Origin of the sequence: Sorangium sp. So ce375 (assembly GCF_051473855.1) — a bacterium.
GTDB lineage: Bacteria > Myxococcota_A > Polyangia > Polyangiales > Polyangiaceae > Sorangium.
Window position 1 is genome coordinate 1583358 of the sequence record NZ_CP150335.1, and the last position, 15785, is coordinate 1599142.

General features: G+C 72.2%; 14 protein-coding genes. 8 read left to right on the plus strand and 6 right to left on the minus strand.

Annotated elements, in window-relative coordinates; genetic code table 11:
- The first annotated feature begins 34 nt into the window (after positions 1-34).
- The 4 genes from WME90_RS06035 to WME90_RS06050 all read left to right on the plus strand — a co-directional run bounded on the left by WME90_RS06035 (position 35) and on the right by WME90_RS06050 (position 3388).
- Positions 35-601 (plus strand): Uma2 family endonuclease, encoded by a 567-nt coding sequence (locus tag WME90_RS06035; RefSeq protein WP_437280115.1) that lies wholly within the window; start codon positions 35-37, stop codon positions 599-601.
- Positions 602-1328: 727 nt separating this feature from the next.
- On the plus strand, positions 1329-1877 hold the full coding sequence (locus tag WME90_RS06040) for a hypothetical protein (RefSeq protein ID WP_437280116.1): 549 nt from the start codon (positions 1329-1331) through the stop codon (positions 1875-1877).
- On the plus strand, positions 1874-2848 hold the full coding sequence (locus WME90_RS06045) for an HTTM domain-containing protein (protein WP_437280117.1): 975 nt from the start codon (positions 1874-1876) through the stop codon (positions 2846-2848). Before WME90_RS06040 ends, WME90_RS06045 begins: the two co-directional genes overlap by 4 nt.
- A gap of 54 nt (positions 2849-2902) precedes the next feature.
- Positions 2903-3388, plus strand: coding sequence for an NUDIX domain-containing protein (locus WME90_RS06050; RefSeq protein WP_437280118.1), 486 nt, complete (start codon positions 2903-2905; stop codon positions 3386-3388).
- A gap of 48 nt (positions 3389-3436) precedes the next feature.
- Here the strand turns inward: WME90_RS06050 and WME90_RS06055 are convergent, their stop codons facing one another.
- On the minus strand, positions 3437-3910 hold the full coding sequence (locus WME90_RS06055) for an N-acetyltransferase family protein (RefSeq protein ID WP_437280119.1): 474 nt from the start codon (positions 3908-3910) through the stop codon (positions 3437-3439).
- A gap of 363 nt (positions 3911-4273) precedes the next feature.
- On the opposite strand from WME90_RS06055, the gene WME90_RS06060 reads away from it, so the two are divergent.
- Positions 4274-5449 carry a hypothetical protein gene (locus WME90_RS06060; RefSeq protein ID WP_437280120.1) on the plus strand — a complete coding sequence of 392 codons (1176 nt, stop codon included), beginning with the start codon at positions 4274-4276 and terminating at the stop codon, positions 5447-5449.
- 155 nt (positions 5450-5604) lie between these two features.
- Here WME90_RS06060 and mdh read toward each other — a convergent pair whose 3' ends face one another.
- Entirely contained in the window at positions 5605-6546 is a 942-nt protein-coding gene (gene mdh, locus WME90_RS06065) for a malate dehydrogenase (RefSeq protein WP_437280121.1), read from the minus strand.
- 128 nt (positions 6547-6674) lie between these two features.
- Between mdh and WME90_RS06070 the strand changes: the two genes are divergently transcribed.
- Positions 6675-7637 (plus strand): phosphoribosylaminoimidazolesuccinocarboxamide synthase, encoded by a 963-nt coding sequence (locus tag WME90_RS06070; protein WP_437280122.1) that lies wholly within the window; start codon positions 6675-6677, stop codon positions 7635-7637.
- Positions 7638-7790: 153 nt separating this feature from the next.
- Here the strand turns inward: WME90_RS06070 and WME90_RS06075 are convergent, their stop codons facing one another.
- Together WME90_RS06075 and WME90_RS06080 are read right to left on the minus strand one after the other, a co-directional pair.
- On the minus strand, positions 7791-8714 hold the full coding sequence (locus WME90_RS06075; RefSeq protein WP_437280123.1) for a hypothetical protein: 924 nt from the start codon (positions 8712-8714) through the stop codon (positions 7791-7793).
- A gap of 138 nt (positions 8715-8852) precedes the next feature.
- Entirely contained in the window at positions 8853-9767 is a 915-nt protein-coding gene (locus WME90_RS06080; RefSeq protein WP_437280124.1) for a hypothetical protein, read from the minus strand.
- Positions 9768-10070: 303 nt separating this feature from the next.
- Between WME90_RS06080 and WME90_RS06085 the strand changes: the two genes are divergently transcribed.
- Together WME90_RS06085 and WME90_RS06090 are read left to right on the plus strand one after the other, a co-directional pair.
- Positions 10071-11174, plus strand: coding sequence for a hypothetical protein (locus WME90_RS06085; protein WP_437280125.1), 1104 nt, complete (start codon positions 10071-10073; stop codon positions 11172-11174).
- Positions 11175-11292: 118 nt separating this feature from the next.
- On the plus strand, positions 11293-13959 hold the full coding sequence (locus tag WME90_RS06090) for a HEAT repeat domain-containing protein (RefSeq protein ID WP_437280126.1): 2667 nt from the start codon (positions 11293-11295) through the stop codon (positions 13957-13959).
- Between the two features lie 105 nt (positions 13960-14064).
- On the opposite strand, the gene WME90_RS06095 is transcribed toward WME90_RS06090, so the two are convergent.
- Positions 14065-14697 carry a hypothetical protein gene (locus tag WME90_RS06095; RefSeq protein WP_437283565.1) on the minus strand — a complete coding sequence of 211 codons (633 nt, stop codon included), beginning with the start codon at positions 14695-14697 and terminating at the stop codon, positions 14065-14067.
- The gene (locus WME90_RS06100) at positions 14697-15770 is read right to left on the minus strand and encodes an AAA family ATPase (protein ID WP_437280127.1); all 1074 of its coding nucleotides are present in this window, start codon (positions 15768-15770) and stop codon (positions 14697-14699) included. The genes WME90_RS06095 and WME90_RS06100 overlap by 1 nt, the downstream gene beginning before the upstream one ends.
- Positions 15771-15785: the final 15 nt, after the last annotated feature.

The window sequence follows — 15785 nt, forward strand, 5'->3', positions numbered from 1 at the left end:
CCGCCGCGCGCGGCGTGCATGCTAACATCCGACCATGTCTGACTGCGGCCGTCGCGCCACGTACCAGGATGTGCTTGACACGCCGCCGAATCAGGTGGCGGAGGTCCTGAACGGCGTCCTCCACGCGACGCCGCGGCCCTCCCTGTCTTGCCGGAACGTGACGTCGGTGCTCGCAGGCGAGCTGTACCTACCATTTCGCCGGGGCATCAAGGGGCCTGGCCGGTGGGCGCTGCTCGTCGAGCCCGAGCTGCACCTCGGCAACGATCCGGACATCGTGATCCCCGACATCGCCGCGTGGCGCCGCGACCGGATGCCGCAGATCCCGACGCGGAACGCGGCCATCTTCCTCGCGCCCGACTGGGTGTGCGAGGTGATCTCGCCGTCCACCGAGGCGCTCGATCGCCGCGACAAGATGGAAATCTACGCGCGCGAGCTCGTGGCGCACTACTGGCTCATCGATCCGCGGCTCCGGCTCCTGGAGGTCTACCGCGTCGACGGGGGCCGTTTCACGCGCGTGGGCGCGTGGGAGGGCGACGTCATCGTGCGCGCGGCGCCGTTCGATGCGGTGGAGATCGAGCTCGGCGTGCTCTGGCAGGAATAGCGCAGGATCTTCCCTCTCTCGTCGCACACCGCATAGTGCGCCGACGGGATACTCGGCCGATGGGGCCCTTTGTCGTGATTGTCTCCCCGCGATAGGGGAAGCGACGACCGTCCGCCGGATGCCGCCGGGGCGTGCGGCTTGCATGAGCGTTGAAGACGCACGGCCATGTTCGGCGCTCATGATGAGCAGCCATCACACGGGGGGATGAACATGAAGCGCATCAACGTCTTCGGCATGCTGGCCGCGCCGCTCGCATGCCTCGGGGTGGCGCAGCTTGCCTCGGCCGCAACCACGACGCCCATCGAGGAGCTCGTCCTCATCGCGGAAACACGAGCCCCCGTCGCCGCGGATGCACCCAGCGCTCGTCCAGCGCGCCAGCGGCACTGGTACAGTCACTGGAACCCGTCCTGGCACGGTTACGGGTACAGGCCCTGGCACGGGTACTGGCATGGTCATTGGCACGGGTACTGGCATGGTCATTGGCACGGGCACTGGCACAGTCATTGGTACGGGCACTGGCGGTGACATGGCTGGTGGCGGTCCGATGGGGCGCCTCGCACCCTCGACCGGCGGATGCCCGATGGCGGGCACGACGAAGCGCTGAGGGCGCCGGCGCGGGGGTGTCGGCGCGGCGAGGCAGGAGAGCGGGACGGGCGGTCCGCTTTCCATCTCTCTTGTCGGTCAGGATCGCGAGCGCTCGCAGGCGGGCACTACCGGAGGGAGCTGCATGGAGGGAAAACCGAACGGCCGGCGCCACGCCGCAGCCCTGGTCGCCGTCGTGGGCCATCTAGGGCTCGTCGTCATGGGGGCTCTCCAGATCCATCCCGAGGGTGACGGTTGGCTGGCGCGGGCGCTCGCGTATTACGGCGGGCTCTCCGGGGCCGAGAGCGGTTACGCCTTCTTCGCTGGCAGCATCACCCCGCTGCCCAGGGCCCGCTTTCACGTCTCGGATGCCGGCGGTGCGATCCTCATCGATGCCCTCGAGTCTGGCTTCAGCCGCGAGACGGAAATCCGGATACTCAACCTCATCACGCCTTTCTTGAACGTGGAGGACCCGACGATCCAGCGCTCGATCGCTGCCTCGTGGGCAGGCAAGGTGCTGGCGAGACACCCCGCGGCCGAGGGCGTCATCGTCCGACTGGAGACATGCGATCTTCCGTCGATGCAGGAGTACCGGGAGGGGAAGCGTTCCGGCTGGAACCTGCAGTACGAGGCGCAGTTCATGATCCGCTCGAAGCTCAGGACCTCTGGAGACGCGAGCGGGGAGGCGCGGTGAAGGGCCATCCGATCGGCCTCCACGGGCCGGCCGCGGGCAGGGAGCCCGCGCGCGTCCTCCGCTCGATCGAGCGCTTCGCGCTGGCGCCAGCCTCGGCGGCGCCGCTCGCGGTCCTACGCATCGGGCTCGCGGCCGTGCTCCTGCTCCAGGCGGCGCTCGTCGCGCCTGCGCTCTTCGAGCTCTATGGGCGGTCCGGGATCCTCCAGGGGCCTTTGCGCGACGTGTTCGCGAGGACCGAGCTGCCTCGCATCGGCTGGGCGGTGGAGCTCCTTGCCCCGCTCGGGGTCGGGGAGGATTCGGTCATCCTGGGAACGGGGGTGATCTACGTGCTGGCCCTCGCCGCGCTCCTGGTCGGTTGGTGGACCAGGGCAGCGGCGGTCCTGGCGTGGCTCACCCACCTGATGCTGATGACGACGGCGAACTCCACCGTCTACGGTGTGGACAGCTTCGCCAACATCTTTCTCTTCTATCTCGTCTGGATGCCCTCTGCGGCCGCCTTCTCCCTGGATCTCCAGCTCGGGCGCGTCCGAGGAGGGCCCACGCCGGCGGCCCGGCTCGGGCTGCGCGTGGTGCAGCTGCACCTGTCTGTCGTTTACCTGGCCAGCGGGCTTGGAAAGGCCGCGGGCGAGCCGTGGTGGAACGGCGAGGCCATATGGCGTTCGGTCATGCTGCCGGAATACCGGCAGTTCGACCTCGCGTGGCTGGCCGACGCCCCGTGGCTCGCGGTGGTCGCCGGGTGGACGGTGCTGCTCGTGGAGATCGGCTATGCCTTCCTGATCTGGCCGCGCCGCACGCGGCTGCCATGGGTCGTCGCCACCGTCGCATTGCACGCCGGGATCGCCTTGTTCATGGGGCTCCTCGTGTTCGGCGCCATCATGGCCGTGCTCACCATCGCCGCGTTCGCTGTGCAGAGCGAGCCCCCCGGACCTGCGGCTCCGGGCGCCGCGGCGCGCCGCGCCCAGGCGAGCTGAGCATCCCCCTTCTGGTGAGCGGCGCTTCCGGATAAGCTGTCGACAGGCTCGATCATGTCCCGCACGGCCATCCCGACCTGGTGCTTCGCCGTCGTGCTCGTCAGGCACAGGGACCGGTTCCTCCTTGTGCACGAGCGCAAGCACGACCAGCTCTGGTATCTGCCGGCGGGCCGCGTCGAGCCTGGAGAGACGTTCGCGGAGGCGGCGCGGCGCGAGGCGCTGGAGGAGACGGGCGTCCCCGTGGAGCTCGAGGGCATCCTGCGCATCGAGCACAGCCCTGGCGCCTTGCAGGCGCGCTTCCGGGTGATCTTCCTCGCGCGCCCTCGGGACGCCACGCCCCCGAAGAGCCAGCCGGACGAGCACTCGCTCGAGGCGCGCTGGGTCACCCTGAAGGAGCTCGCGGCCTTGCCGCTGCGCGGCCCCGACGTCGAGCGTTACTGCGGCGACGTGCTGGCCGGGGCGCAGGTCTTCCCTCTGTCGCTGCTCGGGGCCGAGGGGGAGCCGCTCCTCGTGAGCGGGCGCGCGTCGCGCGGCCGCTGAGCCGGCGTCGCGAGCGCCGCGGCGGTCACGCCGGCCGCGCGCTCGCGCCTAGAGCTTCAGCTTCATCCCCTCGTGGCTCGCCACGAAGCCGAGCCGTTTGTAGAAGCGGTGCGCGCGCAGCCGCGCCTTGTTCGAGGTGAGCTGCACCCGGAAGCACCCCCGCCGCCGCGCCTCGTCGATGGCCCATCGCATCATCGCCTCGCCGATCCCGCGGCCCCGCAGGCTCGGGTCCACGATCACGTTCTCGATCTGCGCCACCCGTGCTCCGCGGTTCGCCACGTACTGGATGATGGTCAGGTGGAACGCGCCGGCGACGCGCCCCTCGACCTCCGCGACGAGCAGCGCGTTGTTCGGATCTTCCGCGATGGCGGCGAGCGCCTCGCGGTAGCGAGGATCGAGCGGCGGGCCGGGGTGGTCCGTCTTCACGCCGCCCTCGTCGGGGATCGAGAAGAGATGGACGATCACCGGCAGGTCTGCCTCGGCGGCGCGGCGGATGGCGGGTACGAGCTGCGGCTGGCTCATGCACGCATTCTGCCCGGTCGCGCGGCGGTCCTGGCTTCCTGCGTCGCCCGCCCGAGCTCGCAGCGCCCCCCGAGGGCCCGTCCGCTGCGGGTGAACACTTCAGCAGGAAAGCAGGGGGAGCAGAGGAGCAGAGGCGTAGAGGGACAGAGAAGCAGAGAGGGAGAGGCGCAGGGAAGGAGAAATGAAGATAGATAGACAATCAGGGAGCGGGAAGCGTGACTGAAAATAACTCCGATCCATCTTCCTTCTCCCGGCCCGCTCCGATCCCATAGGATTCACCGTCATGCCCTGGTGCTATCTAGACACAGGCGATCAAGCCGTGCAGAGTCCATGCACCCCATGTCGATCCGGAGGACCGTGTAGATGCGCGTAGTCAATACAGCCGACATCCCCGCGTTCGAGTCTCTCAAGGCGGATGAGCGCACCCTGCTGGGGCTGCTCATGGACATCCGGAAACACGCGGAGCTGTCGGCCTACCTGCCCGAAGCGTGCCGTCTCTCCTTGAGATGGGTCCGCCTCCTCGAAGGTCAGCCGCTAAGGCCCCGTTCGCTCCTCGGCAAAGGCATGATCGTCGTCACCGAAGGCTCGGGCGAGGTCATCGGGGACTCGACTCGTCGCGTCCAGGCGGGAGATATCGTGATGGTCCCTCCCGGCGGGCTGCAGGGGCTCGTGGGCGGCGCGCCGGACGGGCTCTCGGCGCTATCCATCCATTTCGAGGAATTCGACGAGAGCGAGGCTCGGTGGGACACGCCGTGTCTGTGCGCGGGGCTCGGGCGGGACGACGGAGCGGACGAGGCTTCCCCGAATCGCGCGGTGTCCCCCGTGGATCTCCTCGTCGAGGAGAACGAGGTCCACGCGCGGGAGTTCGCGGGCAGCCCCTTGATGCAGCTCATCCGGTCCGAGCGCGGCCTCCGGGAGGACGTGAAGCGGCGGATGCTCGGCGCGCTCCAGATCTGGTCGAACGCGTTCCAGAAGGTCCTGTGCGCCAGGGTCGTGTTCGAGTCGCACCCCGGGGCCATCACGATCGCCGAGCGCCACCTCGCCGACGAGGTCGGGCACAACCGCAGGCTCTCGAGGATGCACGACCCGCGGAGCTCGCCGTCCTGGGATCGCGGCATCGCCGCTGCGTCCTCCTGGTTCATCGAGCGGATGGGCTCGGCGTCGACCGAGGAGCGGACGGTCCTCGTCCACTTCGTCATCGAGCGCTGCGCCGACATCCTCCTCACCGCGGCCCAGCGGATCTTCCCCGACTCGGATTACTTCGCGACGCACGCCGAGGTGGACGCCGAGCACTTCAAGCTCGGGTACAGCCTCCTGAAGGACCTCCCCGGCCTGGACCTCGTCCCCCTGCGGGGCGCGCTCACCGAGGGCTGGCAGATGATGAACCTGATATGCCAGCGCATCAGCGACATCGCTGCAGGAGACGGCGGCGTGGCCACCGAGACGCCGGACGGCAGCGCGAGCCCTGGCGAGATCGCCCGCGATCCTCGGCGCGAGCTGACGGCCGCCTTGGATGGCTTGTACGGTGGCGTGATGTAACCACGAGGGCGCCGAGCTAGCGGGGAAGAGGGGGAAGAGGGAGAGCCCTTCGCTCTCTCCTCCCCCTCTCGGCGTCTCCGGCGCCGCGGCGCGCTGCCTCTTCGTGCTGTGGTCGATCGGCGCACCCGCGCAGGCGGCGCGCTGCGCGACCCGCGCTAGCTCGAGGCCTTCACCACGTCGGTGATGCCCTGCACGCTCTTCGCGCTCTTCGCGAGCATCTCCTTCTCTTCTGCGGTCAGCGGCAGCTCGACGATCTTCTCGATGCCCTTGCCGCCGAGGATGACCGGCACGCCCATGAAGATGTCCTTGTAGCCGTACTCGCCGTCCAGGTAGGCCGCGACGGGGAGCAGCCGCTTCTGGTCGAGCAGGTAGCTCTCGGCCATCGCGACGGCGCTCGAGGCGGGCGCGTAGTAGGCGCTCGTCCCCATGAGCTGGACGATCTCGCCGCCGCCCTTGCGGGTCCTCGCGATGAGCGCGTCGAGCTTCTCCTTGCTGATGAGCTCGGTCGCGCGCACGCCGTTGATCGTGCACGCCGACGGGATGGGCACCATGTCGTCGCCGTGGCCGCCGAGGACCATCGCGCGCACGTCCTTCACGGAGACGTTCGCCTCGCGCGCCAGGAACAGCTGGAAGCGCGCGCTGTCGAGCACGCCCGCCATGCCGAGCACGCGCTCGCGCGGGAAGCCTGTGCGGCGCTTGAACTCGTACACCATCGCGTCGATCGGGTTCGAGATGACGATCACGAGCGCGTTCGGGCAGTGCTCCTTCGCGCCGTCCGCCACGCTGCGGATGATCGGCAGGTTCGTCGCGACAAGGTCGTCGCGGCTCTGGCCCGGCTTGCGCGGGATGCCGGCCGTGACGATGAGCACGTCGGCCCCTGCACAGTCGGCCCAGCTCGAGGTGCCCTTGATCGAGGCGTCGTAGCCCAGGACGGCGCCGTTCTGCTCGAGGTCGAGCGCCTTGCCTTTCGTGAAGTCCGTCTTCTGGGGGATGTCGAACAGCACGACGTCCCCGAGCTCCTTGCGCGCGATGAGGGCCGCGAGCTCCCCGCCGATGTTGCCGGCGCCGATTAGGGCGATCTTTCTTCGGTTTGCCATGGGCGGCCCTATTACCACCCCCCCGGCCGGAGACCAACGGGGCTCCAGGGCGTGCGCGGGGGAGGGAACTCGGCCGGCGCCTTCGAAACCTGTCGACTCGGCCCGCGAGCCCGGGTAAGCCGCGCCCCATGGTCACCGAGGACGATCTGCGCACCGCGCTCGGCAGGGTGCTTGAACGCACCTCGCTCGAGGGCCCCTTTGCCCGCTACGAGGGCAAGGTGCGGGACTGCTACACGACGCCGGACGGCCGCCGCTTGCTCGTCGTCACCGACCGCATCAGCGCCTTCGATCGCGTGCTCGGCACGCTGCCGCTGAAGGGGCAGGTGCTTAACCGGCTCTCCGCCTTCTGGTTCGAGCGCACGCGGGGCGTCGCGCCGAACCACATGATCTCCCAGCCCGACCCGAACGTGCTCGAGGCGATCGAGTGCGTGCCCCTGCCGGTCGAGATGGTGGTGCGCGCCTACGTGACGGGCGTGACCTCGACCAGCATCTGGACGCACTACACGCGCGGCGAGCGCGTCTTCTGCGGCCACCGGCTCCCCGACGGCCTCCGCAAGAACGAGCGCCTGCCGCGGCCCATCCTGACGCCGAGCACCAAGGCGCCGAAGGGCGGGCACGACATCTCCGCCTCGCGCGAGGAGATCCTCGCCCTCGGCACGATCGCGCCGCGCGACTTCGACGCCGCCGCCGAGATGGCCCTCGCGCTCTTCGAGCACGGCGCCCGCGCGTGCGCGGAGCAGGGGCTCATCCTTGTCGACACCAAGTACGAGTTCGGCAAGGACCGGGACGGGAACATCGTCGTCATCGACGAGATCCACACCCCCGACTCGTCCCGCTTCTGGTTCGCCTCGTCCTACGGCGAGCGCTTCTCGGCCGGCGAAGACCCGGAGTCCTTCGACAAGGAGTACGTGCGCCGCTGGCTCGCCGCGCGCGGCTTCCAGGGCGACGGGCCGATCCCGCCGATCCCGGACGAGGTCCGGATCGAGGCGTCCCGCCGCTACATCGAGGCGTTCGAGCGGATCACCGGGGCGGCGTTCGTCCCCGACCTCGAGGACCCGGCGGTGCGCATCCCGCGCAACCTGGGCGTGTGAGGCGGGCGCGGCCGCGCCCGTGAATCGTCGCGGGGGGCGCAGGTGCGCCCAGCTGTGGCGTCGCGCGAAGAGCGCCTGGAGCAACGCCGGTGAAGGCCGTCGTCAATCACGATCGCGCCGTAGCCATCGCCCCGGCCCCGCGGGGCCGGCGGCTCAGGCGTCGGGCGCGACGAGCTTCTTCGCCCAGAGGATGGCGTCTTTGCGGGCGCGGCCGACGACGAGGTGCCGCGCCAGCACGGCCGAGCGGCGGAAGCCGTTCGCGAGGAGGGCGGCGCACAGCTCCTGGTCGTCCGCGGGGGCGAAGGTGAACGTGCTCACGGCCTTCTCCTCGACGAGGCGCTCGCAGAGCACGCCGATGGCGGCCGTCGTGGCGAGCCGCTCCGCCTCGTGGCGCGGCGAGCAGAGGATCTCCAGGAGCGAGTTGCCGAAGCACGACTGCATCTCCCAAGCGGCGTGCAGCGTGAAGCCGCTGCGCGCCGACAGCACGTAGCCCGTCCGCACCGCGTCGCGCCCGAACGGCTCGAAGCCCGTGAGCGCCCGCCCGGCCCGCTGGGCGGCCGCGACCGCGCGCCGCAGCTCGACGCCGCTCGCCGGCGCGATCTTGATCGCGGGCAGCGGGCGCCCCTCGCCCTCCCGGAGCAGCCGCCTCGCGCGGGCGATCGTGCGCTCGGCGAGCAGCACCGCCGGCGAGCTCGCGCCGTCGTCGCCGTCGTCGCCCTCCTCGCCGTCGCTGTCCGCGCGCAGCCGCGACGTCATCTCGGACACGACCGCCCCGAGGATCCAGGCGTCGCTGCGCTTGTAGAAGCCGGGGATCGATCCCTCCCGCACGAACCCGAGGCGGGTCCACGTCGGCACCTCGTCGCGCTCGACCAGCGTGAAGATCTTCTCGACCCCCTCGCGCTTGGCGGTCGACAGCACGAAGCTCCGCTTGGACGGCGTGGGTCCCGCGCGGAAGTCGACGATGCGGAGCGACCGGTGCCGTCGATTGACCAGGAGACAGAGCGAGACGGCGTCGTTTCGGAACAGGAGCTCGTCGACACCGCTGCTCGCCGTCGAAGACAAGTTTGTCGCTGCCATACCCCTCGCGCTCGGCGCAGACGTGACGCCTCAGGTCGGATGTTCATTGCAGAATTGCAAATTGCAGATCTGCAATGCCCCCTAGCAGCCGAGGCCCACAGCGTCAACGATGTCGGCGGGATCGCGGTGGGGAGGGGCTCAGGAGGTGGCGGCGAGCCGGCTCGCGTCGGTCGGCTTGACCCCGAGGGCCACGAGCGCCTCCTGGAGCCTAGAGCGCTGGAGGGAGATGCGGGTCGGCATCCCTCCGGAGATCTTGAAGGTCTCGAGGAAGTTCACCCCGCTGTCGAACCGGGCGGCGAAGGTGATGCTGTCGTTGTCGACGACGACAGAGATGGGCGCGCGCTCCTGCCCGATAAGGAGGAGCAGGGTCTTATCGTAGGCGCCGCCCCGCTGGGAGGCGTCGACAAGGACGAGGCCCGGCTCGACGCGCTCATAGCGGAGCGCGATCCGGCGGGTCTCGGCTTCCATGGTGGCGAGCTCGGCGCCGGCCTGGTCGATGGGGGTCCAGAGCGACGGGTCGGAGAGGCCTGAAGCGAGGTGCCGGACGATGAGGCCGAAGAGGGCCTGATCGCGGGGGCGGGCGCGGAGGGCGCGGTCCATGCGGGTGGCGACCGGGCCGGGGACGCCGATGCGGGTGTCGATGGCGCGGGCGTCGTCGTCGCAGCCGGGGTAGGGCTCGACGCCGCCGCGCATCCACTTTGCGCCGCTGGCGAGGCCGTCGAAGTCGACGTGGCAGATGAGGGTGTCGACGCGCCCGGCCCGGGTTACGAGCTCCGGGGTGATCATCTCGGGGCAGGCGCCGTGCTCGGCCTTTGTCGAAAGGACGAAGCGGGGGTCGCCGGCGAAGCGCGCGTGGTGGGCGCTGTCGTGGTGGTCGACCCAGGCGGCGAGCCGCGGCCCGAGGTCCTGGATGAGGGGGAGCGTGACCGTCTCGAAGCTCTTGCCCCCTGCCTCCGAGGCGAAGGCGATGTCGAGAACGGCGACGTTGCCGCGCACATCGCGGGCGCGCGGGAGCTTGCGGGGGGAGGCGAAGGCGAGATCGAATCCGTGCATGGCGTGGCTTCCCGGGGAGGCAGGTACCGTCCAGCCGGGCGACCCGGCGCGTGCCGCGTCGGGCGCCCTGCTCCATACACCCGAAACGGTCGAAGCGCTGCGGAGGAGGACCTTTCTCGGGCGAGGCCTGAATGATCCGCTAGGATGATCCGACCAACGGCAGGGGCGGCTCGGCGTGCCGGGCAGCCCTGCAGTGCGCCGCCGCGCAGAGGAGGCCGGCGGTTCCAGGGAGACTCGACAGGAGGGGACCGCGCTCGGGCTCGCTACGTGAGCGGGGCTGCCGGCCCGTGTCGGAGGAAGTGGATGAGAAGCGACGTTCTGGGACTCGGTCTTCTGGCTCTTGCGGACGTGCTCTGTGGCGCGGGGCTCCCGGGTACCCCGGCCGTCTCCGAGGCAAAGGCAGAGCCCGCCCAGGTGGTTGTGTCGGCCGCGCAGGTGACGGGGGCGGCCGCGCAGGCGACGGCGACGGCCGCGCAGGCGGTGTCGGGGCCGGCGTGCAAGCTGAAGGGCACGGCGCCGGTCGCCAAGGGCGCCAGGCTGCATGACGCGCCGAGCGGCGGCCGGGCGGTCGCGAGCTTCACCGGCGCGCTGGTCCCGATGACGCTGAGCGCCATCCCGGCGGATCCCGCGGCGGGCCGGGCGCGGCTGAGCACGTCGGACAGCTCGCCGGCGCTGCGGATCGACGGCTACATCGCGCCCTCGGACGTCGCGGTGTTCACGACGCGCGACATCCCGGTCATCGCCGGCCACGTCTGGATCTCGAGCGCGCAGAAGGTGAAGCTCGTCGCGGCCACGGGCGACTCGCTGCGCGCGGAGCTCTCGATCTCCGGGTCCGAGGGGCAGACGGTGAAGGCCTCGGCCCCCTGCGACGCCTTCGCGCTGCAGCGCGGCGTTCCGGCGAAGATGGAGATCCCCGGCAGCGCCCGCGGGTACCTGATGAGGGCGTCGACGATCGAGCTCTTCGATCGCGCCGGCGGCGACGTGATCTTCACGCTGAGGATGCTGGAGGGGACGGCCCAGCTCTTCTGGAGCACCGAGGCGAAGTCCGGCTTCGTCCACCTGATGTCGCGTGGCGACGTCACGATCGACGCGTGGGCGCGCCTCAAGGATCTCGAGCCGCTGAAGAAGGGCGAGATGATGGACCAGTACATCCCGCCGACGACCGCGGTGGCCGGCGCGCAGCTCGCGCTCGACAAGGCGCCGCCGATCGTGAAGGCGACGCGGGCGATCCCGGTCCGCGCGCGGCGCGACGAGAAGGAGAAGCCGATCGGCGAGATCGAGGCCGGCGCGGAGATCTACCTGCTCGAGACGGTGGCGGGCTGGACGAACGTGCTCCCGAAGGCGCTCGGCATGACGCCGCCGGACGAGGGCGGCTTCTGGATCCCCGCCTCGGAGACGCCGAAGTAGCGAGGGCGCACGGGCGCTCGAACGACGCGCCGCAGCGCCGCTCAGGGGTGCGCGGCGCTGCGCTCGAGGCGGCAACTCTCGAGGGGCTCCGCCGCGCCGGACGATTAGGATGGCGCGCATGTCCAGATCGCCGCTTCGTTTCCGGCGGCCTCGCCTCGGCGCCGCGGCCGGGGTGATCGCCGCCTCCGCCGCCTTCGTTGGCGACGCCGCCGCGCAGGTCGCGCCCGTCGTGCTCCCTCACGCGGCGGGCCAGCAAGCGCTCGCTGTCCGCATCGATCCGGGCGGGATCACCGCCCGCGTCTGTCCTGCTGCGGCGGCGTGCGCGCCCGACGGCGGCAAGGTCATCGCCGTGCCGCCCGAGGTGGCGCCGCTGCTCGGCGGCGCGCGGGTCGTGTCGGTCACCCTGGCCGACGGCAAGCACCTCGCCAGGATCGAGGCGCCGGCCGCGGGAAAGCCGGCCGCCGCTGGCGCGCCGGGGGCCGGGAGCGGCAGCTGGGCGATGCTGCTCGCGGCGCCGCTCGCGGGGAAGGGGACGGAGCCGATCGTGCTCTTCAGCGGCTGGACCGGCGTCGCGACCGGGGAGCACGGCGAGGGGCGGAGCGACGCCTTGGTCGTGGAGCCGCTCGGCAGCGGCAGCCGTGTGCTCGTCGGGCAGCTGCGCGACGACGTGACGATCTGCGGGCGGCCGGCGCTGGTGGGCGCGAGCGAGGTCGATCCCCGGACGATGACGCTCGTGAAGGGGGCCAGCGTCCAGAACCTCTCGGCGGAGGAGCGACGCGCGGCGGGCAAGGTGGTCGCGGAGCGCCGCGACGCCGACGCGGCGGCGGCCGCCTTCCGGCTGCTGCGCCCCACCGCCGCGTCGAGCGCGGTCGGCAAGCGCTTCGCGGAGATCGCCGACGGCGACCCGAAGACCGCGTGGTCCGAGGGCAAGGCGGGCGCGGGCCGGGGCGAGTTCGTGTCGTTCTCGTCGGCAGACGAGGTCGGGATCACGGGCCTCGGCCTGCGCATCAAGCCGTCCGACGGCGTCGAGGCTGGCGCCGCGCCGCGCACGCTCTACGTGGCGACGCCCGATCGGCTCTTCCAGGTGAGCCTGCCCGAGGACGCGTGGCTCAAGGAGTCCGCCGGCTACGAGGTGAAGCTCCCCGAGGAGATCCGGGCCTCGTGCGTCGCCGTCGTGCTCGACGACGCGTATGCGCCGGCGGGGGCCGGGGGCCGCGGCGCGCCGTCCGCTCCAGAGGTGCGCGTCACGATCGCCGAGGTCACGGCGCGCACGGCGTTCGACGAGCAAGGGCCGGCGGCGCTCGTCGGCGCGCTCGCGGGCGGCGGAGAGCGATCCAGGGCGGCGGCGGCGCTGCTCGCGCGCGGCGGGCCGGAGGCGGTCGAGGCCGCGATCGCCGGCTATGACAAGCTCGACCCCGCGGGCAGGCAGCTCGCGCGGGGCGTGATCGACACGGCGCCGTGCGCGGCGCAGATCCCGTTCCTCACCGCGCGGCTCGCGTCCGGCGCGGCGTCGGCCGCGCGGCCCGCGCCCGGCGCCGCGCCTTCGCGGCTCGCGTCCGGCGCGGGATCGGCCGCGCCGGGGCGCGCCCCTCGCGCTGCGCCGCCCGAGCTCGATCCCGAGCTCCACCACGCGCGCGATCGCATCCGCCGCTGCGGGCGCGCGGCCGCGCCGGCGCTCGAGGAGATCGTGAAGGGCGGGGCGGCCGCGGCCAGGTTGGCGGCCGCCAGGGAGCTCGCGCTCGTGGCGCCGGCCGAGGCGATCTCGGCGCTGCTCGACGCGCTCGCCGGGGCGCGCGGCGCGGCGCGGAGGGATCTCCGGGCCGCGCTCGCGCTGGCGGCGCGGAGCGAGCGGGCCGCGCCCGTGGTCGAGGACGAGCTGCAGCTCGAGCGGCTCCGTGCCCGGCCGGAGGACGCGCAGCTCGATCTGCTGCGCGCGCTCGGGCCGGCGCTCGGGCGGGTGAAGGGTGGCGGCGCGGCGTTCCAGGCGCTCGCGTCGGCGGGCGGCGCTCCCTTCGAGCGGCGCTACCTGCTGCAGGCGCCGGCCGCGGCGCTCGCCCGCTCGGGCGAGGCGCCGGCGGAGGCGTACCTCCGCGCGTCGCTCCGGAAGGACGCGGACGCGCACGTGCGGCTCCGCGCGGCCGAGGTCGCGGCGGACGTGCCGGCGCTCGCGCCGGATCTCCTCGCGGCGGCCTCCGATCCCGACGTGCGCGTGCGCGAGGCGGCGATCGTGGCGCTCTCCCGCGCTGCCTCTGCCGGGGTGAAGCTGCCCGCCGGCGCGGCCGAGGCGCTCGCGGCGCGGCTCGCTTCGGATCCATGGACGTTCATCCGGGGCGGCGCTGCGCTCGCGATCGGGGCGATGCCGGCGACGCCGACGGGCGACCGGGCGCTCGCCGGGGCGCTCGCGGACGGCTCACCCGAGGTGCGCCGGTACGCGCTCGACGGCCTCGGCGCGCACCGCGCGACCGCGCATATCGAGGCCGTGCGCGACCGTGCGGAGGACAAGGAGGAGGACGTCGAGGTGCGCGCGCGGGCGATCCTCGCGCTCGGGGCGATGTGCGACGCGAGCTCGGTCGACCTGTGGACGCGGCTCGCGCTCCGGGCGAAGGCGCCGATCGGCGAGCACGATCAGCGGCTCGGCTCGGCGGCGCTCGCGGCGCTCGGGTCGGTGCACCCGGCGGATCTGCCAGCGCGCCTCAAGCCGCTCCTCGACAAGGACACGCCGCACGGCCTGCGCGAGGCGGCGAGGGCAGCGCTCTCGGCGGCGCCGCAGTGCCGCCGCCGCTGACGCGGCAGACCGGGCTCCGCGCGCGGGGTCTACTTCGGTATCGGCCCCCGGCGCTGCAGACGTCATCGATCCGGCCTGATCGACCTATCGTGAGGGCGTCAGCGCTCACCTCACGCCGCGGCCTGCGCGTCGCGGCAGCACGGCCCGCGCTCGGGCGAGCCACTCGCCGAGCGACGTGGCGTCCGGGGGGACCGCGTCGAGGTCGGCGTCCTCCGCCACGCGCACCATGGCGGCGCCGTCGCCCGGCATCATGCCCTTCGCCGCGAGCATCGCCTGCGCCCTCAGCGGCGACATCTCCTCGGTCGCCTTCTCCCCGAGCAGCGCGAGGATCCAGCCGCCGAGCGCCGGCGCGGCGACGCCGCCGATCACGTCAGGCGGCGAGGACAGCGCCGACGACACGCGACGGACGCCCTCCGCGATCGCCTCGCGGCGCGCCGGATCGCGGTCGATGTCACGGGTGAACGCGAGGATCTCACACCCCGCCTCCCTCGCGTCGAGCGCCGCGCCCAGCACGTGGTGCGTGTCCTCGTGGGCCGCGCCGCGCGCCTGGTACTTCCGGATGCTCTTCCACTCGCGGGCGCCGCCGACGATCCATCCGCTCGGCTGGACGCGCGAGAGCAGCGTGAAGAGCACGCCGGGGTGCTTGTCGGACTGGTAGGCAGGAGCCCCGGCGCGGCTGCCGAGCTCGCTCTCACCCTCGCCGACAAGGAAGACCCGGATCCGCTCGGGCGCCTTCATCACGGCCGCGGACCTCCTCCGAGGAGCGGCGCCTCGTCCCCGCCGTTGGCGTAGCTGAGCCAGAGCTCTCCCAGCGCGTACACCCTCGCGCGATCCTCGAAGCCCGGCGTGTCCAGGATGCGCGTGGCCCTCATCCCCTGCTCGCCCGCGCGGGTGACGACCGTGACCTCCTCCGGCTGGAGCTCGTTCACGACGAGCGGGCTGTGCGTCGCGAGGAGGACCTGGGTCTTCTCGGAGACGAGGCGCAGCGCCCGCATCACGTCGGCGATGCGCGCAGGGTGCAGCCCGTGCTCGGGCTCCTCGACGAGGAGCAGGGGGGTCGGATCGAGGTGCGGCAGCGCGGCGAAGGCGAGGTAATAGAGCATGCCCTCGCTCATCAGCGCCGCCGGCACGACGGCGCCGCCTTCGAGCTTCACGCCGATGGCCTTCGTCGTGGAGCTCGGGTTGGCGAGGTGGAGGCTCTTCACGCTGGGGAACAGGCGGGTGAGCTCCTCGTTCAGATCGACGTAGGCCGACAGATCGCGGCTGATGACCGCGTCGTAGACGGCCGGCAAGCCGGTGCCGCGCTCGTCGGCGAAGCAGAGCGGGTGCCCGTCGGGGATGAGCGGGTGCGGCGCCCTCAGCGCGTCGGGATCGAGGCGGAGCATCTGGGCGCCGCGCAGCGCCTGGACGATGTCCAGGGCAGGGCGCTCGGGGCTCGGCCCACCGCCCGCGTCATCCCCGTCGGCGTCGTCGAGCAGGGAAGGCGGCTCGAGATCCCTGGGGAACGACATGGATCGGACCCGCCCTCCGGCGTCGAGCTCCACGCGCCACGTCGTGGTCGCCGCCGACACCTCGAACACGGCGCCGTCCGGGGCCCTGCTCGTGGGGCCGGCGCGCCCGAGCGTGTCCGGCGACGGCGCCCCGAGCGCCCGCTCGAGGACGGAGGAGAGCGTGCGGAGCGCCCGCAGCACCGTGCTCTTGCCGCTGTCGTTGGGCCCGATGAGCGCATGCAGCGGCGTCAGCTCCAGGGTCGCGTCCTGCACGCAGCCGTAGCCCTGGATGCGGAGCTGCTCGACGTAGGGTCGGTCCATCGAGGTCGACGCCAG

Excerpts from the sequence above, each read along its gene's own strand:
- mdh (WP_437280121.1), bottom strand. The coding sequence starts at position 6,546 with ATGGCAAACCGAAGAAAGATCGCCCTAATCGGCGCCGGCAACATCGGC.
- WME90_RS06095 (WP_437283565.1), bottom strand. The coding sequence starts at position 14,697 with ATGAAGGCGCCCGAGCGGATCCGGGTCTTCCTTGTCGGCGAGGGTGAG.
- WME90_RS06060 (WP_437280120.1), top strand. The coding sequence starts at position 4,274 with ATGCGCGTAGTCAATACAGCCGACATCCCCGCGTTCGAGTCTCTCAAG.
- WME90_RS06035 (WP_437280115.1), top strand. The coding sequence starts at position 35 with ATGTCTGACTGCGGCCGTCGCGCCACGTACCAGGATGTGCTTGACACG.
- WME90_RS06100 (WP_437280127.1), bottom strand. The coding sequence starts at position 15,770 with ATGGACCGACCCTACGTCGAGCAGCTCCGCATCCAGGGCTACGGCTGC.
- WME90_RS06055 (WP_437280119.1), bottom strand. The coding sequence starts at position 3,910 with ATGAGCCAGCCGCAGCTCGTACCCGCCATCCGCCGCGCCGCCGAGGCA.
- WME90_RS06085 (WP_437280125.1), top strand. The coding sequence starts at position 10,071 with ATGAGAAGCGACGTTCTGGGACTCGGTCTTCTGGCTCTTGCGGACGTG.
- WME90_RS06070 (WP_437280122.1), top strand. The coding sequence starts at position 6,675 with ATGGTCACCGAGGACGATCTGCGCACCGCGCTCGGCAGGGTGCTTGAA.
- WME90_RS06075 (WP_437280123.1), bottom strand. The coding sequence starts at position 8,714 with ATGGCAGCGACAAACTTGTCTTCGACGGCGAGCAGCGGTGTCGACGAG.
- WME90_RS06080 (WP_437280124.1), bottom strand. The coding sequence starts at position 9,767 with ATGCACGGATTCGATCTCGCCTTCGCCTCCCCCCGCAAGCTCCCGCGC.
- WME90_RS06090 (WP_437280126.1), top strand. The coding sequence starts at position 11,293 with ATGTCCAGATCGCCGCTTCGTTTCCGGCGGCCTCGCCTCGGCGCCGCG.
- WME90_RS06040 (WP_437280116.1), top strand. The coding sequence starts at position 1,329 with ATGGAGGGAAAACCGAACGGCCGGCGCCACGCCGCAGCCCTGGTCGCC.
- WME90_RS06050 (WP_437280118.1), top strand. The coding sequence starts at position 2,903 with ATGTCCCGCACGGCCATCCCGACCTGGTGCTTCGCCGTCGTGCTCGTC.